Raw genomic sequence first — 25,751 nt, forward strand, 5'->3', positions numbered from 1 at the left:
AAGTTTTCCATTACGGGTCAAGCACTCCTTGCACTTTTTTTCTTTTTTTTTTCATTTTGCACTCTTTTTTGGATAAAAAGCACTCAACAAGCCGCTTAATGGACATTTTTCTTAAGTTATTCGTGCACATTAACATCAATTAAGAATAACATCGTGTCAATAAGTCGCAAGCTGAATATCTTTTTTTCCTTAATTATCCTATCGGTGCTGGTTTTTTTTTCTTTAGCTCTTTTTTGATAAAAATCATCAAAAGATAGTCTTTAAGGTGAAAAAAACTATAATCGAGCTATAAGACAGACTGAATAAATAGGAAAATAACCGCTTCATGCCAGCAACCGCTAACGAAGAAAAACACGAGCTTGTATTACTGTCAGAATCACCTTACGACACACCAGACCCTAGTAAGGCATTAGACGACCCTGAAGGCTTATCCGCCATAGGTGGTGATTTATCTTCTACTCGGCTACTTTACCTATATAGCAAAGGTTTTTTCCCTTGGTTTAGCGACCCGGACCCTATTTTGTGGTGGCACCCGGAGCAAAGATGCGTACTTAATCCAGAGGAATTTCACTGCTCTAGATCACTTCAAAAAGCCATAAAAAAAGACCAATGGTTATTTTCAGTGAATCAAGATTTTGAGTCCGTAATCCACCACTGCTCAGCTCTACGTGCGGAAAAGGAAGGCACCTGGATATCCAAAGACATTAAAAATGCTTATACAAAGTTATATAAATTAGGCTATGCGCACTCCATTGAAATATGGCTAAAAAATCAACTTGTCGGCGGCTTTTATGGTGTCGCAATGGGTAATATGTTTTTTGGTGAATCAATGTTTTCTCTCGTACCAAACGCATCCAAAATAGCGCTAAAAACATTTTGCGAGCTAGCAAAAAATAGCCAGATAGAATTGATAGATTGCCAAGTAGAATCTGACCACTTACTGTCACTAGGTGCTAAAAAAATACCAAGAGAAGACTTCTGTAGTACCTTAGAGCAACTCATTCCAAGCAGCAAAAAGAACCCAACCCTCATAAATATTGGAGAAAAAGCAGGTAAACAGCCGATTTAGATCAAAAATAGGCAACACGAAAACACAACTAGGTTTGCCTTACGCTGCATTTTTAGGCAAAATACGCTCGATCAAAATTCAGACGTCGCTAAATACACAATTATGATTAAGCTATTTAGCGCTCAATTGACCAAAGAGGAACATCTTTCCTCTTCGTCTGCAGACCTCCTTTGGGCATGGTCGGCGTCTACTAAATAATAGTAAGTTAACACCATAGGACACATATTGTGGCAAAAGAAGAAGGCTTAGAAATGGAGGGCACTATCATTGATACGTTGCCTAACACCATGTTCCGTGTCGAGTTAGAAAACGGACACATAGTGATTGCACATATCTCTGGTAAAATGCGCAAAAATTACATTCGTATTTTGACTGGCGACAAGGTAAAAGTTGAACTAACTCCTTACGACCTTTCAAAAGGGCGTATCGTTTACCGCGCACGCTAAGATAAGCAACCCCACATGGGCTGCTTGGATGAATGATATAAAAAAACCGGACTAAGTCCGGTTTTTTTATATCATAGCAAAAATATCACTGAATCAAATGATTAATGAACAACCGCTTCTTTGATCACTTCAAACTTCAACTCGTCCTTTTTCTCATCCAAAGCCACTTTAACATGACCTCCATCATGAAGATCACCAAAGAGAATATGATCGGCCAGAGGCTTCTTCAAATGCTCTTGAATAACTCGGGCCATTGGACGTGCGCCCATCTGACGATCGTAACCTTTATTGGCTAACCAACCTCTCGCGGTGTCTGAGACCTCTAGCAAGACGCCTTTAGGGTCTAGTTGAGCCTGCAGCTCTACCAAGAACTTATCAACCACGTTAAAGATAATGCGTTCATCTAGCTGCTGGAACTGAATGACGGCATCTAGACGGTTTCTAAATTCAGGCGTGAAAGTTCGATTAATCACTTCCATGCCATCAGTCGAGTTATCCTGACTAGAGAAGCCAATCGAGCGGCGAGCCAACTCTTCAGCACCTGCGTTTGACGTCATAACAAGAATCACATTACGGAAGTCCGCTTTGCGTCCATTGTTATCCGTCAAAGTGCCGTGATCCATCACTTGCAGAAGTAAATTAAAGACCTCTGGATGAGCCTTTTCAATCTCATCCAATAGCACGACACTGTGTGGATTCTTCGTCACGGCTTCTGTTAGCAAACCGCCTTGATCAAAGCCAACGTAGCCCGGTGGCGCACCAATCAATCGAGAAACCGCATGGCGCTCCATATATTCCGACATATCGAAACGAATGAGCTCAAGCCCTAATTGTTTAGCTAGCTGTTTAGTAACTTCTGTTTTACCAACCCCTGTTGGGCCGGCCATCAAGAAAGAGCCAATAGGCTTTTGTTCAGCCTTCAACCCTGCACGAGATAATTTAATTGCTGCGGATAAAGAATCAATAGCATTGTCTTGCCCGAAGACCACCATTTTTAAATTTCGCTCAAGATTAGACAGCACTTGCCTGTCATCTGAGTTGACAGCTCTCACAGGCACTCTAGCGACCTTAGAGACGATATCTTCAATATCGGCAACTGTGATAATTTTTTTACGTTTATCCTCTGGCTGCAGGCGCTGATAAGCCCCTGCCTCATCCACAACATCAATCGCTTTATCTGGCATATGTCGGTCAGTCACGTAGCGTTGAGCAAGCTCCGCTGCGGCCAATAAAGCTGGCTCTTCGTATTTAATTTTGTGATGCTCTTCAAATGCTCCAATAATACCTTTAAGAATTTGATAGGTGTCATCTACGCTTGGCTCATTCACATCAATTTTCTGGAATCGACGCGCCAACGCATGATCTTTTTCAAATACACCACGGAATTCTTGGAATGTGGTCGAGCCGATGCAACGTAATCCACCAGAACTCAAAACAGGCTTAAGCAGGTTAGAAGCATCCATAACACCGCCAGATGCAGCACCCGCACCTATGATGGTGTGGATTTCGTCAATAAACAGAATCGCATTAGGTAGCTTTTTCAACTCACCCAACAATTGCTTAAGGCGTTTTTCAAAGTCGCCGCGGTATTTAGTTCCCGCTAATAATGCGCCTAAATCTAGCGAATAAACAACACCGTCCGCAATGACATCAGGCACTTGTCCATCAACAATACGTTTTGCTAAGCCTTCAGCAATGGCTGTTTTACCAACGCCAGATTCACCCACTAAGAGCGGGTTGTTTTTACGGCGACGAGAAAGTGTTTGTATGACCCGCTCAACTTCGTACTCACGACCAATCAGCTTGTCTATTTTTCCTGCTTTGGCTTCTTCATTTAAATTTGTGGCGAATTTTTGCAAAGGCGCAGTCGCTGTATCCTCTGCTTCGTCATCATTATCCATGTCCTGAGAAGAAGCGTCACCCGTTTTAGAAATGCCATGAGCAACATAATTGACCACGTCAATTCGTGCCACTCCATGACGTTTTAAGAGGTAAACGGTTTGGCTTTCCTGCTCACTAAAAATAGCCACCAGTACGTTAGCGCCAGTCACTTCGCGCTTTCCAGAAGACTGAACATGAAAAACCGCGCGCTGCAGTACTCGCTGAAATCCTAACGTTGGCTGAACTTCACGTTCTTCGTCATCTTCAGGAATTAGAGGAGTCGTACTATCAACAAATTCCTCAAGCTCCTTACTTAAGGTATTTAAATCGACACCACATGCTTTGAGGACGCTTGAAGCAGCGCCATTTTCAATAAGAGCCAACAATAAGTGCTCAACCGTCATGAATTCATGGCGCTTGTCACGCGCCGCTTTAAAAGCCGTATTCAGGGTTTGTTCTAGTTCTTTATCTAACATTGCTATTCCCTCACTCTGAATCAGTCAACCTTTTGTAGGTCGCACATTAAGGGGTGCTCATTTTGTTCCACGAACTGTTGTACCATTGCTACTTTGGTTTCAGCAATATCAAAAGGGTAAATACCGCAAACACCTTTCCCTTTTTGATGTACTTCTAACATTACCTGATTCGCCTTTTCCCCATCCATAGAAAAAAACCGCTGTAACACAAATACGACAAAATCCATTGGCGTATAGTCATCATTAAACAATACCACCTGATACATGGAAGGTGGTTTTAACTCTGTTTCTTCTGGAGCAATCGCAATACTGGAGTGCCCGTGCTGCTCGTCATCTTCTGATACTAGTCTAATTTGTTGATCTGTAATCATCCCATGCCTCTGAGGCTACAATTTTTTACGTAACTGGCCAAATCTGACTCATTACCGCTTATATACGTTACAGACTGCCATTTGGATTTTACAAATCCCAAAAGGGCTTCTACTCTCTTTATTGGGGTGACCAAATGTGCAATCAATGTTTATCATTAAAATTTTAGCATTGATTGGTCAAAAACAATTTGCACCTATTTAGCAATCTGCGCTATCCGAGTTATGTTTTTTAACGCGCTTATCGTCATCATTACTCATTTTGAGTGACATAAGCAAATATCGACTGAGTGGATAAGGAGTGACTCATGCATCACGGATCAGTGAAGTGGTTTAACAATGCAAAAGGCTATGGCTTTATTGTGTCGGAAGATTTTAATGAAGATTTATTTATTCATTATTCAGCTATTAATGTTGAGGGCTACAAAACTCTAAAAGCGGGCCAGGCAGTGACCTTTGATGTCGAGCCAGGAGAGCGAGGCCTTCACGCAATTGAAATCAACCCGACAGCAGCGGCAGAAAACACTAAACAAGAGGGTACTCACTCCGACGATAAAAATACTCAGCTAGCTTAAAACCGCATTATCATCGCTATATTGAAGCGGATTTGTTATCTTACTCCTCATAATGAGGAGTAAGACTAACGCCCTTTTGCGCTGTTTTTTTTATACTCGTAACCTCTTCCCAACTCTATTAATCGAATCCATGCCCTCTAACTTAATTTTATTTAACAAACCCTTTCGAGTACTCAGTCAATTCTCCGCAGAAGGCGATAAGGCCACTCTTGCTCGATATATAGACATTCCAGAGTTTTATCCTGCCGGAAGATTAGACTTTGACTCTGAAGGTCTTTTACTACTGACCAACCAAGGCGCATTACAACACGTCATCGCCTCGCCAGACTTTAAGCTCCCTAAAACCTACTGGGTTCAAGTTGAAGGCAACATTTCGGATGAAGCACTAGAAAAACTAAGACAAGGCGTAGAGTTAAAAGACGGTGTAACCAAGCCCGCCGAAGCAGAACACATGAAAGAGCCTGATATTTGGGATAGAGTGCCACCTGTTCGCCATAGAGAAAACATCCCAACTAGCTGGCTATCGCTACAGATTCGCGAAGGTAAAAATCGGCAAGTTCGCCGCATGACAGCCGCGGTTGGTTTCCCAACACTCAGATTAATTCGTTATGCTATTGGCCCTTATACTTTAGAAAACACAGAGGTTGGCCAATGGAAGCATATAGAACCAACTGACAATTTACTAAAAGAGGTCATTCAGTTTGAAGCACAAAGACAGAGAAAAACTGCCTCACCTAACCGTCGCCGCCCTAGTGAGAAGAAACAACAAAGACCCCAAGGAAACAAAGTTTCTCATGGTGAAGGAATGGCAAGACGGAAACCTAGTCCTAAACCAACCAGCCGGCCACGTCGAAAATAACGAAAGCGTTATTGAAGCCGTCATTCGTGAAACAAAAGAAGAATCGGGCTGGCTAGTAGAACCTATCGGTCTGCTTGGCATGTATGCGTTTACGCCTTACGAAGGTTCAGACACTTATCATAGACTGTGTCTCTTATGTGAAGCCGTGGACGAAACCCATGAGCCACTCGATAACGATATTGTTTCTAGCCATTGGCTGACCTATGACGAAATAATGGCCTTACCTCATCGTAGCCCATTAATAAGAGCCTGCATTGAAGATTCATTTAATAACCCCATTATCTCCTTATCCTTCGTATCAGACCAATTTCTTCGACCAGAGAAAGTGATACAATAGCGAACATTAAATTCATCTGAGGCTACGCCTCTTCGTTTTACTAAAATGACAGTCGAGAAATTACAGCACATGAAAGAAAGCCCTATTGCGAACACCGCAAACAGCTCAAAAAAAGTCATTGTCGGCATGTCCGGCGGTGTCGACTCCTCTGTGTCAGCACTTATTTTGATACAGCAGGGTTATCAGGTTGAAGGCCTTTTCATGAAGAACTGGGACGAAGACGACGGCACCGAATATTGCACAGCAAAAGACGATCTTGCGGATGCTCAAGCCGTATCAGATAAGCTTGGCATCAAACTTCATACCGCTAATTTTGCATCAGAATATTGGGACAATGTCTTCGAGCATTTTCTTGCCGAATACAAAGCTGGACGCACACCAAACCCAGACATTTTGTGCAATAAAGAAATCAAGTTTAAAGCATTTCTAGAATATGCTATGGCATTAGATGCTGATTACATAGCAACCGGTCATTATGTTCGTCGCGGAGAAAAAGACGGTGAACCACTCTTACTAAAAGGCTTAGATGGCAATAAAGATCAAAGCTACTTTTTGTATGCTGTAGGTAAAGACGAAATCGCTAAAACACTTTTCCCTGTTGGTGAACTAGAGAAACCAGAAGTGCGCCGCTTAGCTGAAGAGTTTGGCTTAGTCACTCACAACAAAAAAGACAGTACCGGCATTTGCTTCATCGGTGAGCGCCGCTTCAAAGATTTCTTAGAACAGTACTTACCTGCTCAACCAGGTGATATAGAAACTCTTGAAGGTGACAAAATTGCTCGCCACCACGGCTTGATGTATCACACTATTGGCCAACGCCAAGGCTTAGGCATTGGTGGCTTAGCCAATTATTCAGATGATCCATGGTACGTCGTAGAAAAAGACCTAGCACGAAATGTGCTAATCGTAACGCAAGGCGGTCAGCACGAATCGTTATTTAAAACACATTTAATTGCTGACAATTTCGATTGGGTTGCAAGAGAGAAGCCTACTTTTCCGTTAACATGCAAAGCAAAGTGTCGCTATCGTCAGTCAGATCAAGAATGCACCATCACTGAACTCGCCGCTGGCCGCGTTGAAGTATCCTTTATGGAACCACAACGAGCCATCACTCCGGGCCAGTCCGTGGTATTTTATGTAGACGAAGTTTGTCTTGGTGGCGGCATAATTAACGTCGCCTTTAACAAGTAACCATTAAGAGAGAAAGCGTGAGTAGCAAAGAAAAAGAGCAAACTATCGCCCTATCCGCCATTTTCCAAGCGGCAGAATTAGTGTCGATTTTAGCGAAAACAGGACAAGTAGATAATGCTAGTTTACAACCATTACTAGAAAGCCTACTGATGGTTAACGCAGCGTCTACTGAAGATATTTACGGCGGCCAATGGGATTGCTCAAGCAACCTTGCTTTAGGCAGAAAAATCTCTCGTCAAGCGTTAGGCAAAGAGCGCAGCAGCGTAAACCCTGATACCCTGAGATATGCACTTAGTTTAATTCACCTTGAAAACAAACTCGCTAAAACACCAGATATGCTGTCTACCATTGGGCAAAAAATAGCGCAAATCGAGCAAAAAAAAGCCCATTACGAGAATGTTCTACACGAAAATATGCTAGCCTCGATTTCAGGTATGTATCAGGATACGTTAAGTAAATTATCCTTTCGCATTCAGGTACAAGGCGACAGTCGCTTTTTACAGCAGCCACAAGTTGCCAATCAAGTCAGAGCCATTTTAATGGCAGGTATTCGTGCTGCCATGTTATGGAGACAATTAGGCGGAAAACGATGGCATTTGATTTTTAAAAGAAAAGCATTATTGAGTGCATTAGAGTCACGAAACTGATTTAAAAAGACCCACAGGGTCTTTTTTTATGCTTAATAAACCACCTCTAATAGGCAATATTCCATCCGCTGAATAAATAAAATCTCAGCGAATAATTGAAATCAATTTCCACTATATCAGAGAGCCAATATCTCTAACTCATTTTTTTATGTAGTATATTGTACAAATTTTTAACCTGTGCGGGTTAACCTGTAAGAACAGTTTAAATTAGGGAATGGCGGCTAAAAGTCATCTTCGATTCAATAGGCTAATGCCTGAAATGTTAGGGGAATTACATGTCAACGAAACAAACCATTTACTATACATTTACTGATGAGGCGCCAGCTCTGGCAACCGCGTCTCTATTACCTATCTTTGGCGCTTTCGCGAAAGAAGCAGACATCGAACTAAAACTGACCGACATATCTTTGGCTAGTCGTGTTATTGCTGCTTTCTCAGATCTGCTTCCAGCAGACAAGCAAGCTGAAGACGGCCTAAAGTTCCTAGGCGATCTAACAGCAAATCCAGAAGCAAATATCGTGAAACTGCCTAACATCAGTGCCTCTTTACCGCAGCTTTACGCAACCATTAAAGAATTAAACGCTGAAGGTTACGGTCTGCCTGAATACCCAGAAAACCCGCAAACAGACGAAGAAAAAGACGTTCAAGCACGCTACTCTAAAGTACTTGGTAGTGCAGTGAACCCAGTTCTACGCCAAGGTAACTCTGACCGTCGTGCACCAGCCGCGGTTAAAGGTTTTGCCCGTAAAAACCCTCACTCAATGGGCAAATGGAGCAAGACTTCAATTTCTCACGTTGACTACATGCGTGATGGTGATTTTTACTCTTCCGAGCAGTCTACTACTATGGATTCCGCTCAAACAGTTAAGATCGAATTCGTTGCAAAAGACGGTTCTGTCGAAGTGAAAAAATCACTTCCTCTACTTGCTGGCGAAATCATCGACAGCATGAACATCAGCACTCAAAAGCTTCGCGCTTTCTTTGAAGCGTCACTACAAGAAGCAAAAGAAGACAACATCATGTGGTCTGTACACTTAAAAGCGACCATGATGAAAGTGTCTCACCCAATCGTATTTGGTCACGCGGTCACCGTTTTCTACAAAGACGTTTTCGAAAAATACGGCGAGCTTTTCAAAGAAATCGGTGTTAACCCAAACAACGGCTTGGGTAGCGTTTACGATAAAATTCAAAGCCTTCCAGAAGCGAAACAAGAAGAAATCAAACAAGCCATTCAAGACGTTTACAAAACACGTCCTGAACTAGCGATGGTAGACTCAGACAAAGGCATCACTAACCTTCACGTACCAAGCGACGTAATCGTTGATGCGTCTATGCCTGCAATGATCCGTAACTCTGGTAAAATGTGGGGCCGCGATGGTAAAGCACACGATGCGAAAGCCGTCATTCCAGACAGCACTTACGCGCGTATTTACCAAGAAACTATCAACTTCTGTAAAACTAACGGCGCATTCGATCCAGTTACAATGGGTACAGTGCCAAACGTTGGCCTAATGGCTCAAAAAGCAGAAGAATACGGCTCTCATGATAAAACCTATGAAATGAAAGCTGACGGCGTGATGCGCGTTGTGGATGCAAACGGCAATGTCCTAATGCAGCACAATGTTGAGAAAGGCGATATCTGGCGTGCTTGCCAAACCAAAGACGCCGCTATTCGCGACTGGGTAAAACTAGGTGTTACTCGTGCCCGTCAATCTGACACACCTGCTGTTTTCTGGTTAGAAGACGTTCGTGCACACGATAACGAGCTACGTAAAAAAGTAGAAGTTTACCTAAAAGACCATGATACAAGCGGTCTAGACATTCGCATCATGTCTTACAACGAAGCTATTCGTTTCTCTATGGAACGTATTATTCGTGGTAAAGACACTATTTCTGTAACAGGTAATATCCTACGTGACTACCTAACAGACTTGTTCCCAATCTTGGAATTAGGCACATCTGCGAAAATGCTGTCTATTGTACCCATGCTAAATGGCGGCGGCATGTATGAAACTGGCGCCGGCGGTTCTGCTCCTAAGCACGTTCAACAGCTTGTGAACGAAAACTACCTTCGCTGGGACTCTCTAGGTGAATTCCTAGCCGTAGCGGTATCTTTCGAAGAACTTGGTATTAAGCACAACAATGAAAAAGCAAAAGTTCTTGCTAAGTGCCTAGATAAAGCGACTGGCAAATTACTAGACACTAACAAGTCGCCTTCTCGTAAAGTAGGCGACATTGATAACCGTGGCAGCCATTTCTACCTAGCGCTATACTGGTCTCAAGAACTTGCGGCACAAACTGGAGATGCAACATTGGCTGCGAAATTCGCTCCTCTTGCTAAACAGTTAGCTGATAACGAAGACAAGATTGTTGCTGAACTTGCTGCCGTTCAAGGCAAACCTTCTGGCCTATCTGGTTACTACCACATGGACCTGAACGAGGTGGCTAAGATCATGCGTCCTAGTGCAACCTTTAATACAGCATTAGCAACACTATAAAGTAAAACGCTGAAAACCAAGCCCAGATACTATCATTTGGATAGTACCTGGGCTTTTTTATACCAATCCCTCCAGTGTATGACTGTATTACCTTCGCCCTTTTGCCTATAATAGCGACTCCCTGAAAACCATGTTCGAGGCGTTATCTCAATGGAATTAACTAGCTTAAATGCAATTTCCCCTATCGACGGTCGTTACGGATCGAAAACAAACGTACTACGTCGCTCCGTGAGCGAGTATGGTTTGCTGCGTATGCGAGTCATAGTCGAAGTTCGCTGGCTACAGGCTCTTGCCAAACACCCACAAATCACCGAAGTTCCAGCAATGAGCAATGAAGCCAGCGCGTTACTGGATCAACTTGCCGATAACTTCAGTGAAGCCGATGCACAAGCCATTAAAGACATTGAGAAAACCACAAACCACGATGTCAAAGCCGTAGAATATTTTATTAAGAATAAAATGGCTGACAATGCAGAGCTTGCTGCTATCTCCGAATTTGTTCACTTTGCTTGCACTTCAGAAGACATCAATAACTTATCTCATGCATTGATGTTGCGCGAAGCATTGGAAGAAGGCATCGCTCCAGAGCTTAAAAGCGTTATCAAAGCCGTTCAAGATCTAGCCATCGAGCACGCTGAGCAATCTATGTTGTCTCGTACTCACGGCCAAACAGCATCACCAACTACAGTTGGTAAAGAAATGGCAAACGTGGCGGCACGTCTTAGCCGTCAGCTTAAGCAAATCGAGAGCGTTGAGTTTTTAGGCAAAATCAATGGTGCTGTGGGTAATTACAATGCTCACCTTTCAGCTTATCCCGATGTTGATTGGCAAGCACACGCTGAAACCTTCGTGACTTCTTTAGGTTTGACTTGGAATCCTTATACAACTCAAATCGAACCACACGATTACATTGCTGAACTATACGATGCTATTTGTCGCTTCAACACCATCCTGATCGATTTCGACCGTGATGTGTGGGGCTACATTTCCATGGGCTTCTTCAAGCAAAAAACCATTGCAGGCGAAATCGGTTCTTCTACTATGCCACACAAAGTTAACCCAATCGACTTCGAAAACTCCGAAGGTAACTTGGGCATTGCGAACGCGATCATGAGTCACTTGAGCGCTAAATTGCCAATCTCTCGCTGGCAGCGCGACCTAACCGATTCTACGGTTCTTCGTAACCTTGGCGTTGGTTTGGCTCACAGCTTAATTGCTTATCAAGCAACCCTAAAAGGCATCAGCAAGTTGGAAATCAACGCGCCTCGCCTTGAAGCAGATCTTAACAATGCTTGGGAAGTTTTGGCTGAACCAATCCAAACGGTAATGCGTCGCTACGGCATAGAATCTCCATACGAAAAACTAAAAGAGCTAACTCGTGGCCGCACTATCGACCAAGCAACAATTGAAGCTTTTGTTGATACGCTAGACATGCCTGAACAGGCCAAAGCCGAATTGAAAGCGCTTACGCCAAGCTCTTATATTGGTAATGCGGTTGCGCAAGCGCAAGCGATTCGTAACTAAGAGGTTAATGCTTTAATAATAAGCACTAAAAAGGGCCGATTTATCGGCTCTTTTTGCCTTTAAAGCTAACAATCACTACTAATACGACCCCTTTGTTCTTTTTAATGAGCGATTTATGACAGACTTAAATACACCGTTGACTATTCTTGGTGGCATCACAGCCCAAACCTTTATTGATGAATATTGGCAGAAAAAGCCTTTGTTGATTCGCGGTGGTCTTGTCGATTTCACTTTACCTCTAGAGGCCGATGAGCTTGCTGGCATGGCAATGGAAGAAGAAATTGAATCTCGTATTGTGATCGAGAACGGCTTAAGCCCTTGGGAAACACGCCAAGGGCCATTTAACGAAGATACTTTTGCAACCTTACCAGAGAAAGAATGGACCCTATTAGTTCAAGCCGTTGACCACTGGGTACCAGAAATTCAAAACCTAAAAGAGCAATTTGAATTCTTACCAAGCTGGCGTTTAGACGATGTGATGGTCAGCTACGCGACAGAAGGCGGCAGCGTTGGTCCACATTACGATCAATACGATGTGTTCTTGGTACAAGTATCTGGCAAACGTCGCTGGCAGGTTCTCGCTCCAGATGAGTACCAAGATTCAGCGATCCAAAATATTAAACTGCACATCCTCGACAACTTTCCTGTTAATCCAGACATGGATTGGGAGCTAGAAGCGGGTGATATTCTCTATTTGCCACCTAACTTTGCTCACAACGGCCGCTCACTAGACGACGAGTGCATGACCTACTCCATCGGTTTCCGTGCGCCAAGCATGCAAGATGTCTTAACTGGGATTCGCGATAAACTCTGTGAAACGGACAATGTAAAGGATCGCTTTGCTGCGCCAGAAACAGCCAACCGTCAGCACAGTGCTCACATCAGCAAAGACGACATCCAGTACTTACAAACCGAATTAGCTCGCCTTATCAATCAACCTGACCTACTCGCTGAGTGGTTAGGAGAAACAATGAGTGAAAGCAAATACCCAGAATATCTGGCACCATTAAATCAAGAAGAAGTAAACGACGCGTTTAGCAGTGCGACAAAAGGCCAAACCTTCATCCGCCCTGGTGATGCACGTATTTGTTATTATGCCCAACAAAATGCTGAAGATAACGGCAAGATTCGTGTTTTTTGCAATGGCGAAAATCTGCTTGTTGATGCAGAGCTAACTGGTTTTATTGAAGCTGTTTGCCACCAAATTGAATTCGATTTCTCCGGCTTAGATTTGACACAAAATAACGACCTTGAACCTCTTGTGCGCTTTCTAATTCGCCAACAAGGTTTAATTGAATTAGTTGCAGCAGAAGAAGAAAAGACCGTATATTAAGGGACTCACATGAAGGTATTAACGTCAGACTGGAACAGCAGCAAAGATCAACTGACCTTTGTACGAAAACAAGTCTTTATCATCGAGCAAGGTATTGACCCACATGACGAATGGGACGAGCTAGACGAAGACGCCGTTCACTTTGTTTCCTTTGGTACAACAGCCGTTCCGACGGGAACCTGCCGTTTAACAGACAATGGCCAAATCGGCCGTTTGGCAGTTCTACCCGCTTATCGACATCAGGGCTACGGTGAAATGCTGTTAATTCGTGCAGTAAAAGTCGCCAGAGAAATGGGCATTCGCAAAGTGTTTTTACACGCTCAAGTTGACGTACAAACCTTCTATGAAAAGCAAAACTTTCATACTGATGGCAAGGTTTTTTTAGAAGCCGGAAAAATGCACATCCGTATGGAACGAGACATTTAACCAAAACTGCTGACGAAAAGTCACCTTAACTAGTCGTCAGTGGCTGCTGTTAGCCTTTGCAATAACACCTCTTTCGCATGGGCAACCCTTGCTTGTCGTAAGGCGCTTGATGCCCAAATCAAATAATACTGCATTGTATAGGTTCCGAAAGGCGCTGGGACTTCCATCAATTCGCCTTTTGCAATCTGTTCACGACATAAGAACTCCGGCATCACAGACCAACCAACGCCTTTAGTCAGCAAATTGCGCAGAGCTCGCAGATCTTGGCTGATGACAGTCGGAATAATTTGCTCTGTTTTAATACGATTTTTCAATAGCCATTTATCAATCAAAGATAACTCTAGGTTGTACGCTAACAGAGGCGTGTGGCAAATTGCATGGCTAAAATCATCCGCAGCAACTAACGTTTTGACGACCGCAGGCGATGCCACAGCAACCACTTCACACGTCAATAGCGTTTCGCTTTGTAGTCGACTGTCGGTCACAGGATGTGCCGAAATACCAAGATCGCAATGACCTTCCAGCAGCATACTGGTAATCATTGGCCCATCGCCGGTATGCATTCTTACTCGAATTCCAGCCTCAATCAGAGGCAGCAGCTCGCCCGTTAAGACTTCAGCCATAAAGTCTGCATGTCCGATAATTTGCAAAGCACCAGCTACCCCCATAGAACGGAATCGTGCAGACGATAGCGCCGCCTCGGCCGCATCCAATTTATCGCCTACATCGGCCGCTAATTCATCCGCCGCAGATGTCGGTATAACACCAACAGACTGGCGCTCAAACAAAGGTCGCCCAACAGCCACTTCAAGACCGGCAATGTGCTGAGAAACAGCAGGCTGAGTTAGGTTAAGTGAACGAGCAGCCCCACTGATAGAGCGCTGACGATAAACCTCAACAAAAGTACGCAAACGAGAAAGAGACATAACCCCTCATAAATATATTTATACCCCTACCAAAATAGCATTGTTGGCGCGTCATCACTACAGGAGATTACTATATGGACATAATGAGTAAGAGAGTATTAACGGCTTGAAAACAACCCGAGCCACCTTGATTAAATATATTTAAAGGAGGACATTATTATGACACCTACAAGCAAACATTCCGATTTATTAAACACATTAAATCAAATGAAAGAGCACAACCTGGCAGAAGGTCCAGCCAGTGCAGAACTACGCATAGATCGATTACAACGTGCGATTAAATTAATCAAAGAAAACCACCGCGACCTAAGTGACGCCATGAGCAAAGACTTTGGTCATCGTAGCGCGTACCAGTCTGCCACTGCAGACATTGCCACTACGATTAAATTACTAAAAGACGCCATCGAAAATTTATCCGCTTGGATGCAGGATCAGCCAGTGGAAGCCCCTGAGCCTGGAATGAAAGCCTGGATTCAGAATCAGCCTTTGGGGGTTGTCGGCATTATTAGTCCATGGAATTTCCCTATCAACCTTTCTTTTGGCCCACTGGCTAGTGTGTTTGCCGCTGGCAATAGCGCGATGTTGAAGCCATCTGAACTGACTCCCAAAACCTCTGCGTTATTAGCAGAACTGGTTGCCCGTTATTTTGCACCAGAAGAACTAACCCTTGTATTGGGTGATGCCGAGGTTGGCAAAGCATTTAGCGCTCTTCCTTTCAATCATTTAGTCTTTACAGGGAGTACCGCGGTTGGAAAACACATCATGCGAGCTGCTGCTGACAACTTAGTACCCGTTACTCTGGAGCTTGGCGGTAAATCTCCAGCCATGGTGGATGAAGACGCCGATATTACCCAAGCTGTAGAACGTACATTAACGGTAAAAACCTTTAATGTTGGGCAGATCTGTATTTCACCTGACTATATGATGATTCCAGAAAACAAAGTGGACTCCTTTGTCGAAGCTGCAAAAGCCTTTGTTCAACATAGCTTTCCATCCATGCAAGACAACCCAGATTACACCTCTATTATCAGTGATAATCATTACAAACGCCTTATTGGATTACTTGAAGATGCAAAGAAAAAAGGTGCCAATGTCATCAGTCTAGCGCCTGAAGGCGAGGTAAATTATGACGATAAAAGTCGTAAAATAGCACCATTTCTAATCTTCAATGTCACTGATGATATGGACATTATGCAAGAAGAGATCTTTGGCCCTCTACTTCCGGTGAAAACTTACGCCAAGCCAGAGGAAGCGATCGCTTACATCAACAATAACCCACGCCCATTGGCTGCTTATTACTTTGGTGATGACACCGAACGCCAAAAAGCCTTTGCTCGTAACACCATATCAGGCGGCTTAGTCATTAATGACGCCATGACACATGTTTCTGTCGAGACTCTCCCTTTTGGGGGGATAGGTCCATCAGGAATGGGGGCCTATCACGGAATACATGGCTTTAAACGCTTTACTCACGAGAAAGCAGTGGTATTACAAAGTAAAGAAGGAGCCTCAGGTAAACGTCTTCGCGCACCGTATAAAGATAAACAGGCTGCGCTTGAAGAAATGCTAGATAGTTAGACCTATTTCAAGACGGGATATGAGTAAAAAAAGCGAGTCATCCTTAGGATCGACTCGCTTTTTTACGTATTTTTTGGATACGTTAACGCTTTGCTTTAAGCTATGCCATTAAACAATAGCAATTAGCTCGACATCAAACTGTAGAACAGAGAAAGGTTGAATCATTGCGCCAGCGCCTTGAGCACCGTATGCCAATTCAGCAGGAATAGTAAGACGGTATTTCGCGCCTTCTTTCATCAACTGAAGACCTTCAGTCCAACCAGCAATAACGCCAGTTAGAGGAAATTCAATTGGCTCGCCACGAGCAATAGAGCTATCAAATACTTGTCCATCAATCAAACGGCCTTCGTAATGTACACGAACTGTCGCTTCACGATTTGGAGTTGCACCAGTACCTTCTTCAAGAACTTCAAACTGCAAGCCACTTTCTGTCGTTTGAACGCCATCTTTAGCTTTGTTTTCAGCTAGAAATGCTTCGCCTGCTTTGACTGTTTCTTCAGATGCTGCACGGCTTTTCTCTTCCATTTTTTGCTGTAGTTCAGCAAAAGCTGCTTCTAGTTCAGCACCAGGAACACGCATTTCTGCTCCGTTTAGCGCATCTTCAACTGCAGCAAAAAGATGCGTTAGAGACAATTCACCAAGATCGCTACCACGCAACTGATCACCGATTTGACGACCAATGCCGTATGCGATTTTTGCTTCGTTAGAGTCGAACGACAGTTCTGACATGTTTATACTCTCTTATTCGTTTACAAAAAATTGAGCGCGTATCATAACATAGGCAAATCTCATGAGCTTGCCTTTCAAACATACCACCTCCCCCTTTCAAAACCTCTCTAATGAAAAATATATTAATAAACCCCATAGATTTGTTAAATGATATTCATTATCATTTAAGGTGTCACTATTCATCCTGGAGTGCGTTATGAAAACAAAGAGCTTTGTCCCGTCGCCCAAACGATATACAGACGATAAAAAACCAACCGATTATTGGGGAATGCTATTCATTGGCTTTATCTTCATATCGTCAATGAGCTGTTTTTTATTTGCCAATCATAGCGATAGGCAACCTTCTAGCAGCCTATCGCTTACCACTCATCAAATAAGCACAATGATAATTGACACAGATCAGAGCAGCAAAAGCTAAAAAGATTAAGCTATAGGAACATTAAAAGAGGATTTTGCCATGTTACCTAAAATAAACACTATTGTTTACGCTTGCGATCTAGACAGTAAAACGCAAGCTGCTATGGAGCTCGTTTTAAGTTTAGCCAAAACTCATGGGGCAAAAGTCGTATTAATGCATGCGATAGAGCCACTGAATGCCCAAGCATATAATATGATCAACAATTACATTACTGAAGATGTTAGAGATGAGATGCGCAAAGGTGCCATCACTGAAATTGATTCTCGCATGAAACGACTGCTCTCTGAGTTTATGGAAAAATACTCGACAGAGCTAGCTGATCTAGAAACGCCACCAGAAACCATTATTGTAAATGGTGTGCCGTCTGAATCCATCGAACGTCTGGCAACAGAAAAAAATGCCGATTTAATTGTAATGAATAGTCGAACACATGGACGACTAAGCCAAGTGATCATTGGCTCCACTGCAAACAAGGTGATTCATACCAGCTCAATTCCTGTGCTAGTTGTACCGATAAAATAACAACTTACCTAATTAGATAACTACGACTCAATTAAATAACGTATCACTCTAGTCACAGTTGTCCGTGTTCGATACACTTACTGTATATATAAACAGTAAGTGTATCTATGATTCTTTATATTGCCGAAAAACCCAGCCTTGCTAGAGCTATTGCTGCCGCATTCCCATCACCACAAAAAAAAGAAGAAGGTTGTATTTGGCTGCCTAATGGTGACTGCGTTAGCTGGTGCATCGGTCACTTGCTCGAACAAGCCGAACCCCATCAATATAATCCGGCTTATAAAAGTTGGAATCTAGACCATTTACCTATCATCCCAACAGACTGGCAATGGCAAGAAAAAGCCAACACAAAAAAGCAGCTTGGTATTTTAAAAAAGCTTATTAAAAAAGCCAGCACAATAGTACATGCAGGGGACCCAGACCGTGAGGGCCAATTGCTCGTCGATGAAGTCTTGCATTATACCAAGGTCCCTGTACAGAAACTGAAAAACACTCAACGGCTGCTAGTGAATGACTTAACACCTTCGGCGGTAAAGAAAGCACTGAGCAATTTGCGTTCAAATAATGAATTCGCTGCGCTATCTCGCTCGGCATTAGGCCGTGCTCGTGCGGACTGGTTATTTGGCTTAAACCTGACTCGCGCTTATACCATACGAGGTCGCCAAGCAGGCTACCAAGGCGTTTTATCTATTGGCCGAGTTCAAACACCAGTATTAGGGCTTGTTGTCGCCAGAGATAAAGAAAGACAAGCCTTCGTCCCAAAAGATTTTTATCAAGTCTGGGCAAGTATACAAACACCACAAGGCGCTATGTTTCAAGCAAAATGGCTGCCTAGTGAAGCTTGTCAGCCTTATATGGATGAAGAGCATCGCATACTCAGTTTGCCACTCGCACAAAATGTCGCTAATCGTATAACCAATAAACCAGCGATTGTCATTGAGGCAAACTACAAACAAAAAAAGCAAACGCCGCCTCTGCCCTATAGCTTGTCAGCCTTACAAATCGATGCAGCAAAAGCGTTCTCTCTGTCGGCGCAACAAGTATTAGATACTTGCCAAACGCTTTATGAACGCCATCAAATGATCACCTACCCAAGATCCGATTGCCGTTATTTACCAACTCAACAGCATAAAGATGCTCCCGCTATCATTACGGCTCTCACTCGTTCAGGAGGAGAGACACAACAAGGAGCAAAAAACGCTGACGCTTCACGCAAGAGCAAAGCCTGGAATGACAAACAAGTCACGGCTCACCATGCCATTATCCCAACTACTCAAGCACACAAAGCCTCATCTCTTTCTAAAACAGAAACTTTGGTCTTCCACTTAATTGCTCGACAATATCTCATGCAATTTTACCCTGAGTACGATTACTTAGCGTCTTACATAAAACTAGAAATCGAAGGAGGACAATTTGAAGCAAAAGGTAACACACCAATTGCACTTGGTTGGAAAGCCCTGTTGCCAAACAAAAACAAAACAAAAGATCCAGAAGATGAAAACCAAAATGAGCTCCCAAAACTAAACAAAAACGAAGAACTTTGGTGCACAAAAGGACAAATCCAAGAGAAAGTCACCACACCACCTGCCGCATTTACTGATGCAAGCTTACTCGCGGCGATGACAGGCATTAGTAGATTTGTTACGGACAAGGATATTAAAGCCATCCTAAAAGAGACTGACGGGCTTGGAACAGAGGCTACTAGAGCCAGCATCATAGAGCTGCTTTTTAAACGTGGTTTTTTAATGAGACAGGGAAAACAAATTCACGCCAGCCAAACAGGCCGCGCCTTTATTGATTGCCTACCAATCCAGCTGGCTACTCCTGACATGACCGCAAAATGGGAGTCAGCTCTGAATAGCATCAGCCTTGGCGAAGCGAGCTATCAAGCGTTTATGACAAATCTAGAAAGCAATTTAAATCAGCTGCTAAGCGCTTCCCGAGAGATGCCGACATCTGCCTTACAAAACTTACCACCGCCAACTAAAAAACCTTTTGCCAAGCGTAAAAGCACAACAAGCAAAAAAGCTTCGAGTATAAAAAAAACAACTGTAGCAAAAACGAGCAACGCAAAAACAAAAAGACGCTCAAAAGCGCCTTCTTAGTAAACCCAACAAGTTTTAGGCTGGCTGACTATCAACCAATAGCAAGCCATACACCAACGCCTACCATTAATGTCCCTGCAATACGGTTCATAATGCGAACATTACCACTTTGCATAAGAATGGATTTTAGTGTCCTTCCTCCAACGGCATAAATTAGCAAACAACTAAATTCAAGCGTTAAAATGATCGTAATCAATACAGCCAACTGATTTGTTAATGGGCGGCTCGCATCCAAGAATGGCGGCAACAAAGCGACAAAAAACGCCCAGCCTTTCGGATTAGCAATTGCCGTCACAAAGCCTTGCGAAATTAAATCAAATCGTGAAGCAAGCTTAGTATCAGAGGCATTCGATTTAATTGCCATTTTACCTTTAGACAGCCACATCTGAACGCCTACGAAGGCAAGGTAAGCACCACCTATGTATTTCAACACCATGAATACACTAGGGTAATTCAATAATAATGCAGCCACACCAATAGCGGATAAAATCGCCACGGTAGCAACACCAACCAACTCACCTAACATCATCCAAAGAGCACGTTTGACACCGATCGTCATGCCTAATGTCATAGCTAGTGTCATACACATGCCTGGTGTGATAGAAACAAAAAAGAAAGTCGGTATAAATGCAGAAAGTAATGCTAAATTCACAAGAGGTCCTTATCTAATGGCAGAAATTAAGAGACAAAATTCTCATGAGTTAAGATAAGTAGCAAGCACTTTACTAAACATACAGTAGAAAAATTAGCTTGGTGTAGGAATGCTGATATTGCAGGGACTAAAAACGTTTTTTTTCTTTAAATGAAGAGCCTTCGATAAACTTACTCCACTCATCATCCAGCTCATCTTCATCATCACTGGACATATTTTGCGTAATTTCTTCTTCCGCTTTTTGTAAAGCAAGGTCTTCTTCAATTTCCTGTAACAAGTCTTTGAGCTTAAGAATCGTTGGTTGAGCTTCAACCGAATCTTTGATGGGCGCTAATTGTGCCAGCGCTTCTTTATACATTTCTACAGCTGTATCCATCTGACCACTCAAAAATGCTTTACGAGCAAGATAGGCATGATAGTCAGAATTAACCTTGTAATGATAGAAATCTAGCAATTTACTGTAGCGATACACCACATCAGAATCTATGGATTTTTCTTTCTGAGAGACAATCAAAAATGACTTAAAAGATTCGAACATACGCTTTACTTCTATAATCAGTATCTCGTCGTTCATTGGTTTGGCACGTCTTTTCTGTTTACTTGCTTGAAACTCAGTCATTTCCTCTGCCAAATGACCACGACGACGGGTTAATGTCGGATCAGGCTGCAATATAAGAAGCTGGTCATATATTGCAATCATACGAGAAAACAGCCAAAGCCTCATATCCTTGGGTTGATATTGAGGAGGCATTTCGTCAAGATAGCGACGCACTTGGCGCAATTGGTTATTAAGGTTCGCCACTTTTCGTAACTTTTCCAATCGAGCCTGCTCTTTTAACTGTAGAACAATTGCGAAGGCAATAAATCCACCGATAACGAGCAAAAGTACTGTAATGGTAACGGCTGTCATATGATACGTAGTTTACCTTAGTAATATTTATAGACTAAAACGCCTGCTAACTTTCAAAAGAAGTAATACAATGCAATTCGTCAACTCACTTCAGTTTGAGCTCCGCCTTATTGTTCTTTGAAAATAAAGCTTTTTCAACTTCCTGTATCATACTTTGTAGACGTACCACCTCTCTTTTCGAGCCGCCCACGGATCCATTCTTTTCAATAACAGACAATGCCATACGGTATTTTTCTAGTGCTCTATTCTTCTTATCATTATCAAAATCCTGCCTAGCCTGGCGGACCAAAAGGTCTCGATAAGCCAAAGAATGCGCATAACGAACCAATACAATATGATGCCTTATTATTGCCCTACTGACGCCATAACCCTCACTCATGTTCCTAATTTCTCTGAGCATAAATTGGAGGGCATTTTGAATTTCATCTAACTGTTCTTGACTCGATACTCTATCTTTAACGGTAGTTTGCTGTCCTAATTTTAATTCTGCCAATATTTTAACCAAATCAGCCTGCTTAGAAACAAACTCTGACTGGTAATTCGCCCGATTAAGCTGAGCAATAACAGAAAGCAAATACTCTAATATAAAAATTTTAGAATCGCGCGTTAAATAGCGATCAGAAATGATTTGTAAGGAATGAAATAAACTATCACTTCGGTTCGACAAGCGAGAAAGTAGCTTTTCTCGTAACTCTCTTTGTTTTGCTCTCCATCTGAAAAAAGCAGGAAAAAAGCAAAGCATAGCAAATATAGTAACGGCAACTAAGATCAACACACCAGATTTCATTTCTTAATAGTTACCTGTCTTAATAGTTACCTGAGCCATAACGTCATTTAAAAGCTACAACAGTTAACTTACTTTTATATAACACTGATGAAGTGATTAAAACAAAAAAAGACCAGTAAACCTGATCTTTTTTATTTTACCATTAAATATCTTATCGAGAGACTGAAAAGCCAAGTAGCATGTAAAAAAGCACAGCAGAAAGTAAAGCCGACGCAGGTACAGTGATCACCCATGCCGCAGCAATACGCAACAAAGCAGAACGTTTTACTAATTCTTTCTTGGTCGCTTTTTTCAATCCTTTACGCTCTTCAGAAGAAATCGGGGATGAAGCCTGTGCCGCTTTGAGCTCTTTCAAAATTGCACGTTTTTCATCTACATCTGCCAACTTGAAACGCTTAACAAACTCTTGAGTTTGCTGACCATTATGACCTGCAGATTCTGAATGAGAGATAATTGAGGCTAATTTTTTCTCATAAGACTGCTTCAAATACTCACGCAAGAAGCCAACACCAAAGATACCACCTACAGCAATATGAGTCGAACTAACCGGTAAGCCAAGTTGAGAGGCGACAATTACTGTAATAGCAGCTGCCATCGCGACACAAAAAGCTCGTGTTTTATCCAGCTCAGTGATTTCAGATCCTACCGTTTTAATGAGCTTTGGACCAAATAAAGCAAGCCCTACCGCAATACCGATACCACCAACCATCATAACCCAAATAGGAATTGATGCTTTACTAGATACTGCGCCAGTCAACAGAGCATCATTAATCGCAGCAAGAGGTCCAATCGCATTGGCTACATCATTCGCACCATGAGCAAAACTTAGTAATGCTGCAGACACAATAAGAGGAATTGTGAATAAATTATTTACAGCATCTTTGTCATTCTTCAAAGCTGAAGCGGCTTTATCAATAATTGGACGAACAATAAAATACACGGTTAGGGCTATTGCCAGACCAATCAAAGCCGCTGAAATAAAGTCTAACTTCCAGATTTTCTTTAGACCTTTCAGAGCCAAATACGTTGAAAACGCCCAAACCATTATAGCAACTAACAAGGGAACAACTTTTTTAGCCGCATCAATCATATCGTTTTTGTAGGTGATAGAACGCTTAATGTAAATTAGAAATAGCGCAGCGATTACGCCACCCAATACAGGAGAAATAACCCAACTGGCAACAATTGCGATCATTTTATCCCAGTTAGCGATATCCCAACCACCGGCCGCAATGCCTGCACCAAGCACACCACCCACAATAGAGTGCGTTGTCGAAACAGGAGCACCAAGATAAGTGGCCAAATTTAGCCAAATTGCGCCCGCTAATAAAGCCGCCATCATGACCCAAATAAAAGTTTCAGCATCGCCTATTGAGTTAGGGTTTATAATGCCATTTTTAATGGTACCAACAACCGTTCCTCCGGCAATCAAAGCACCTGCCGCTTCAAAAATAGCCGCAATCAAAATTGCGCCCGTCATTGATAAGGCTTTAGAGCCTACCGCCGGACCTACGTTATTGGCCACATCATTCGCTCCGATATTCACGGCCATGTAAGCACCAATTGCCGCCGCGATCGCTAATATCGATAAATTAGAAACCCCAACACCATTAGATGACGCATAAAAGCCAGAAGCCAACACAAAGGCCAAAGCAATCAGCACTCGAACAAACTCATGACCACTCAATAAAGCGGATTCTTCTTTCGGGTTATTTGTAAGATCCATACGGGCTCTTCTTTCTATAATTAATCTATGCCAAACCGTTGGATTTTTAGACTAGACTAAAACTCCCAACGACATGCTTATCCTAGCATCAAAAATAAATTTGGCTCTCAATTCATCCCGTCACATTTCTGTAAAATGTAAATTCGGCGCCATTCTACACTGGGAGTCTTAAGATAAAAACCCCCTTAAACAGTCTGATAGTAACGACTCTAAAAAGGACAAAAAAAGTGCCCTACAAGGCACCTGACGGAAAGATACTACAGAAATATGACTGTTTTGTTATATTTGTAATATAACAGTCATATCTAGCACTCGATCACATTAACTGCCAAGCCTCCTCGTGAGGTTTCTTTATACTCATCATTCATATCTCTGCCTGTGTCGCGCATAGTGCGAATCACTTTATCGAGAGATACGTAATGCGTACCATCACCTCGAAGCGCCATACTTGCAGAGTTAATCGCTTTCATTGAAGCCATGGCGTTTCGTTCGATACAAGGCACTTGAACCAGCCCTCCAATAGGGTCACAAGTAAGACCTAAGTTATGCTCCATACCTATCTCAGCAGCATTTTCTATTTGTTCAGGCGTACCGCCTGTGGCCGCCGCTAACCCAGCCGCAGCCATAGCGCAAGCCGACCCAACTTCCCCTTGGCAACCCACTTCAGCACCAGAAATCGACGCATTTTCTTTGAATAATAATCCAATTGCAGCAGCGGTAAGAAAAAAGTCAATCACACCGTCTTCGCTAGAACGAGGACAAAATTCCCAATAATAATGTAATACCGCCGGAATAATTCCCGCTGCACCATTAGTCGGTGCAGTGACAACTCGACCTCCCCCAGCATTTTCTTCATTAACTGCCAAGGCATAAAGATTGACCCAATCCATAGCGCCCAAAGAGGGGGTTATCATATCCATACGAGTTTTGCAGGTTAAATCTCGATATAGGCTAGCCGCTCTGCGCTTCACCTTTAGCCCTCCGGGTAGAATTCCTTCACTACGAATACCCTGTTGCACACAGCTTTTCATCACAGACCAAATAGAGAGAATACCTTGCTTAATTTCTTCTTCTGTTCGCCAATATTTTTCATTTTCCATCATTATTTGCGCAATGTTTTTGTCTTGTTCATGACAAAGTCGAATCAGATCTTCTGCGCTATGGAAGACATGAGGGAGCTCAGTAGCATCTTCAACCAATGCCACGTTTCCGTACTCATCTTCCTGAACAATAAAGCCACCACCAACTGAATAAAATGTCGCCTGATGAATAACCTCACCATCTATACCAAAAGCAACCAACACCATACCATTAGCATGGAAATCTAAACGATCAATGCGGTGATAAATTAAGTCTACTGCGACATCAATAAAAATAGATCGTTTAGCAAGTAACTTAAGCTGAGAAGACATTTCTATTTGACTAACTCTTTCATCAACGCGACTAGGATCAATTAAATCTGGCATTTCTCCTTCAAGACCCATTAGCACTGCAGTGCCTGTTCCATGCCCTTTACCAGTAGCCCCAAGTGATCCATACAAGTCTATTTTTAAGCGGGTGACGCTGGATAATAACTGTCGATCTTCTAATTGATGGACAAACTGATTTGCTGCCACCATAGGACCAACAGTATGAGAACTAGAAGGACCTATTCCCACTTTAAAAAGGTCAAATAAACTGATTGCCATAGTCTTTCCCTCTGCCGGCAGATACATTCCGCACAACGATTAAAATACAAAACACGAGCTCAATGACAAAAGAAATTATC

The 25,751-nt window shown here is 42.7% G+C and carries 23 protein-coding genes; 14 read left to right on the top strand and 9 right to left on the bottom strand.

The genetic code is table 11. The features are described from left to right. Positions 1-325: 325 nt before the first annotated feature. On the top strand, positions 326-1,069 hold the full coding sequence (gene aat, locus DFP80_RS09490) for a leucyl/phenylalanyl-tRNA--protein transferase (RefSeq protein WP_113916561.1): 744 nt from the start codon (positions 326-328) through the stop codon (positions 1,067-1,069). A 227-nt stretch (positions 1,070-1,296) separates the two neighbouring features. Then, positions 1,297-1,515, top strand: a complete 219-nt coding sequence (gene infA, locus DFP80_RS09495) for a translation initiation factor IF-1 (protein WP_110571526.1) — start codon at positions 1,297-1,299, stop codon at positions 1,513-1,515. 101 nt (positions 1,516-1,616) lie between these two features. Here the strand turns inward: infA and clpA are convergent, their stop codons facing one another. Beyond that, complete coding sequence (gene clpA, locus DFP80_RS09500) at positions 1,617-3,872, bottom strand: ATP-dependent Clp protease ATP-binding subunit ClpA (RefSeq protein ID WP_113916562.1); 2,256 nt, start codon at positions 3,870-3,872, stop codon at positions 1,617-1,619. 20 nt (positions 3,873-3,892) lie between these two features. Beyond that, entirely contained in the window at positions 3,893-4,243 is a 351-nt protein-coding gene (gene clpS / locus DFP80_RS09505; RefSeq protein ID WP_012070938.1) for an ATP-dependent Clp protease adapter ClpS, read from the bottom strand. Between the two features lie 305 nt (positions 4,244-4,548). Here clpS and DFP80_RS09510 point away from each other — a divergent pair, with 305 nt between their 5' ends. The 9 genes from DFP80_RS09510 to DFP80_RS09550 all read left to right on the top strand — a co-directional run bounded on the left by DFP80_RS09510 (position 4,549) and on the right by DFP80_RS09550 (position 13,630). Continuing rightward, on the top strand, positions 4,549-4,815 hold the full coding sequence (locus DFP80_RS09510; protein WP_113916563.1) for a cold shock domain-containing protein: 267 nt from the start codon (positions 4,549-4,551) through the stop codon (positions 4,813-4,815). Between the two features lie 130 nt (positions 4,816-4,945). Further along, positions 4,946-5,674 carry a pseudouridine synthase gene (locus DFP80_RS09515; protein WP_113916564.1) on the top strand — a complete coding sequence of 243 codons (729 nt, stop codon included), beginning with the start codon at positions 4,946-4,948 and terminating at the stop codon, positions 5,672-5,674. Continuing rightward, positions 5,568-6,011: an NUDIX domain-containing protein gene (locus DFP80_RS09520; protein WP_241560220.1), complete on the top strand. Its 444-nt coding sequence runs from the start codon at positions 5,568-5,570 to the stop codon at positions 6,009-6,011. The genes DFP80_RS09515 and DFP80_RS09520 overlap by 107 nt, the downstream gene beginning before the upstream one ends. 69 nt (positions 6,012-6,080) lie before the next feature. Next, positions 6,081-7,202, top strand: a complete 1,122-nt coding sequence (mnmA, locus tag DFP80_RS09525) for a tRNA 2-thiouridine(34) synthase MnmA (RefSeq protein ID WP_113916602.1) — start codon at positions 6,081-6,083, stop codon at positions 7,200-7,202. A gap of 17 nt (positions 7,203-7,219) precedes the next feature. After that, complete coding sequence (hflD, locus tag DFP80_RS09530; RefSeq protein ID WP_113916566.1) at positions 7,220-7,849, top strand: high frequency lysogenization protein HflD; 630 nt, start codon at positions 7,220-7,222, stop codon at positions 7,847-7,849. 275 nt (positions 7,850-8,124) lie between these two features. Further along, complete coding sequence (locus tag DFP80_RS09535) at positions 8,125-10,347, top strand: NADP-dependent isocitrate dehydrogenase (protein WP_113916567.1); 2,223 nt, start codon at positions 8,125-8,127, stop codon at positions 10,345-10,347. Between the two features lie 150 nt (positions 10,348-10,497). Next, the gene (gene purB / locus DFP80_RS09540) at positions 10,498-11,871 is read left to right on the top strand and encodes an adenylosuccinate lyase (RefSeq protein ID WP_113916568.1); all 1,374 of its coding nucleotides are present in this window, start codon (positions 10,498-10,500) and stop codon (positions 11,869-11,871) included. Positions 11,872-11,986: 115 nt separating this feature from the next. Beyond that, the gene (locus DFP80_RS09545) at positions 11,987-13,204 is read left to right on the top strand and encodes a cupin domain-containing protein (RefSeq protein WP_113916569.1); all 1,218 of its coding nucleotides are present in this window, start codon (positions 11,987-11,989) and stop codon (positions 13,202-13,204) included. Between the two features lie 9 nt (positions 13,205-13,213). Beyond that, entirely contained in the window at positions 13,214-13,630 is a 417-nt protein-coding gene (locus tag DFP80_RS09550; protein ID WP_113916570.1) for a GNAT family N-acetyltransferase, read from the top strand. A 29-nt stretch (positions 13,631-13,659) separates the two neighbouring features. On the opposite strand, the gene DFP80_RS09555 is transcribed toward DFP80_RS09550, so the two are convergent. Then, on the bottom strand, positions 13,660-14,556 hold the full coding sequence (locus tag DFP80_RS09555) for a LysR family transcriptional regulator (RefSeq protein WP_113916571.1): 897 nt from the start codon (positions 14,554-14,556) through the stop codon (positions 13,660-13,662). 159 nt (positions 14,557-14,715) lie between these two features. Between DFP80_RS09555 and DFP80_RS09560 the strand changes: the two genes are divergently transcribed. Beyond that, positions 14,716-16,134 carry a coniferyl aldehyde dehydrogenase gene (locus DFP80_RS09560; RefSeq protein WP_113916572.1) on the top strand — a complete coding sequence of 473 codons (1,419 nt, stop codon included), beginning with the start codon at positions 14,716-14,718 and terminating at the stop codon, positions 16,132-16,134. A gap of 108 nt (positions 16,135-16,242) precedes the next feature. On the opposite strand, the gene bamJ is transcribed toward DFP80_RS09560, so the two are convergent. Beyond that, complete coding sequence (gene bamJ / locus DFP80_RS09565) at positions 16,243-16,863, bottom strand: BamJ family beta-barrel-assembly machinery protein (RefSeq protein ID WP_113916573.1); 621 nt, start codon at positions 16,861-16,863, stop codon at positions 16,243-16,245. Between the two features lie 457 nt (positions 16,864-17,320). Here bamJ and DFP80_RS09570 point away from each other — a divergent pair, with 457 nt between their 5' ends. Continuing rightward, the gene (locus DFP80_RS09570) at positions 17,321-17,803 is read left to right on the top strand and encodes a universal stress protein (protein WP_113916574.1); all 483 of its coding nucleotides are present in this window, start codon (positions 17,321-17,323) and stop codon (positions 17,801-17,803) included. 107 nt (positions 17,804-17,910) lie between these two features. Further along, positions 17,911-19,908, top strand: coding sequence for a DNA topoisomerase III (locus DFP80_RS09575; protein WP_113916575.1), 1,998 nt, complete (start codon positions 17,911-17,913; stop codon positions 19,906-19,908). 31 nt (positions 19,909-19,939) lie between these two features. On the opposite strand, the gene DFP80_RS09580 is transcribed toward DFP80_RS09575, so the two are convergent. The 5 genes from DFP80_RS09580 to DFP80_RS09600 all read right to left on the bottom strand — a co-directional run bounded on the left by DFP80_RS09580 (position 19,940) and on the right by DFP80_RS09600 (position 25,671). Beyond that, the gene (locus DFP80_RS09580) at positions 19,940-20,560 is read right to left on the bottom strand and encodes a LysE family translocator (RefSeq protein WP_113916576.1); all 621 of its coding nucleotides are present in this window, start codon (positions 20,558-20,560) and stop codon (positions 19,940-19,942) included. A 127-nt stretch (positions 20,561-20,687) separates the two neighbouring features. Beyond that, entirely contained in the window at positions 20,688-21,470 is a 783-nt protein-coding gene (locus DFP80_RS09585) for a hypothetical protein (protein ID WP_113916577.1), read from the bottom strand. 85 nt (positions 21,471-21,555) lie between these two features. Then, positions 21,556-22,257, bottom strand: coding sequence for a hypothetical protein (locus DFP80_RS09590; RefSeq protein ID WP_113916578.1), 702 nt, complete (start codon positions 22,255-22,257; stop codon positions 21,556-21,558). Between the two features lie 151 nt (positions 22,258-22,408). After that, positions 22,409-23,983, bottom strand: a complete 1,575-nt coding sequence (locus DFP80_RS09595) for an inorganic phosphate transporter (RefSeq protein WP_113916579.1) — start codon at positions 23,981-23,983, stop codon at positions 22,409-22,411. 305 nt (positions 23,984-24,288) lie between these two features. Continuing rightward, entirely contained in the window at positions 24,289-25,671 is a 1,383-nt protein-coding gene (locus tag DFP80_RS09600) for an L-serine ammonia-lyase (protein WP_113916580.1), read from the bottom strand. Between the last annotated feature and the right edge of the window lie 80 nt (positions 25,672-25,751).

It is taken from the genome of Marinomonas rhizomae (genome assembly GCF_003315485.1).
GTDB lineage: Bacteria > Pseudomonadota > Gammaproteobacteria > Pseudomonadales > Marinomonadaceae > Marinomonas > Marinomonas rhizomae.

What these genes read in the sequence shown, in the direction of transcription:
- DFP80_RS09545 (WP_113916569.1), top strand. Translation starts at nt 11,987, where the DNA reads ATGACAGACTTAAATACACCGTTGACTATTCTTGGTGGCATCACAGCC.
- DFP80_RS09570 (WP_113916574.1), top strand. Translation starts at nt 17,321, where the DNA reads ATGTTACCTAAAATAAACACTATTGTTTACGCTTGCGATCTAGACAGT.
- DFP80_RS09560 (WP_113916572.1), top strand. Translation starts at nt 14,716, where the DNA reads ATGACACCTACAAGCAAACATTCCGATTTATTAAACACATTAAATCAA.
- DFP80_RS09555 (WP_113916571.1), bottom strand. Translation starts at nt 14,556, where the DNA reads ATGTCTCTTTCTCGTTTGCGTACTTTTGTTGAGGTTTATCGTCAGCGC.
- purB (WP_113916568.1), top strand. Translation starts at nt 10,498, where the DNA reads ATGGAATTAACTAGCTTAAATGCAATTTCCCCTATCGACGGTCGTTAC.
- DFP80_RS09595 (WP_113916579.1), bottom strand. Translation starts at nt 23,983, where the DNA reads ATGGATCTTACAAATAACCCGAAAGAAGAATCCGCTTTATTGAGTGGT.
- mnmA (WP_113916602.1), top strand. Translation starts at nt 6,081, where the DNA reads ATGAAAGAAAGCCCTATTGCGAACACCGCAAACAGCTCAAAAAAAGTC.
- DFP80_RS09590 (WP_113916578.1), bottom strand. Translation starts at nt 22,257, where the DNA reads ATGAAATCTGGTGTGTTGATCTTAGTTGCCGTTACTATATTTGCTATG.
- DFP80_RS09510 (WP_113916563.1), top strand. Translation starts at nt 4,549, where the DNA reads ATGCATCACGGATCAGTGAAGTGGTTTAACAATGCAAAAGGCTATGGC.
- aat (WP_113916561.1), top strand. Translation starts at nt 326, where the DNA reads ATGCCAGCAACCGCTAACGAAGAAAAACACGAGCTTGTATTACTGTCA.
- clpS (WP_012070938.1), bottom strand. Translation starts at nt 4,243, where the DNA reads ATGATTACAGATCAACAAATTAGACTAGTATCAGAAGATGACGAGCAG.
- DFP80_RS09515 (WP_113916564.1), top strand. Translation starts at nt 4,946, where the DNA reads ATGCCCTCTAACTTAATTTTATTTAACAAACCCTTTCGAGTACTCAGT.
- DFP80_RS09550 (WP_113916570.1), top strand. Translation starts at nt 13,214, where the DNA reads ATGAAGGTATTAACGTCAGACTGGAACAGCAGCAAAGATCAACTGACC.
- bamJ (WP_113916573.1), bottom strand. Translation starts at nt 16,863, where the DNA reads ATGTCAGAACTGTCGTTCGACTCTAACGAAGCAAAAATCGCATACGGC.
- clpA (WP_113916562.1), bottom strand. Translation starts at nt 3,872, where the DNA reads ATGTTAGATAAAGAACTAGAACAAACCCTGAATACGGCTTTTAAAGCG.
- DFP80_RS09535 (WP_113916567.1), top strand. Translation starts at nt 8,125, where the DNA reads ATGTCAACGAAACAAACCATTTACTATACATTTACTGATGAGGCGCCA.
- DFP80_RS09600 (WP_113916580.1), bottom strand. Translation starts at nt 25,671, where the DNA reads ATGGCAATCAGTTTATTTGACCTTTTTAAAGTGGGAATAGGTCCTTCT.
- DFP80_RS09575 (WP_113916575.1), top strand. Translation starts at nt 17,911, where the DNA reads ATGATTCTTTATATTGCCGAAAAACCCAGCCTTGCTAGAGCTATTGCT.
- DFP80_RS09585 (WP_113916577.1), bottom strand. Translation starts at nt 21,470, where the DNA reads ATGACAGCCGTTACCATTACAGTACTTTTGCTCGTTATCGGTGGATTT.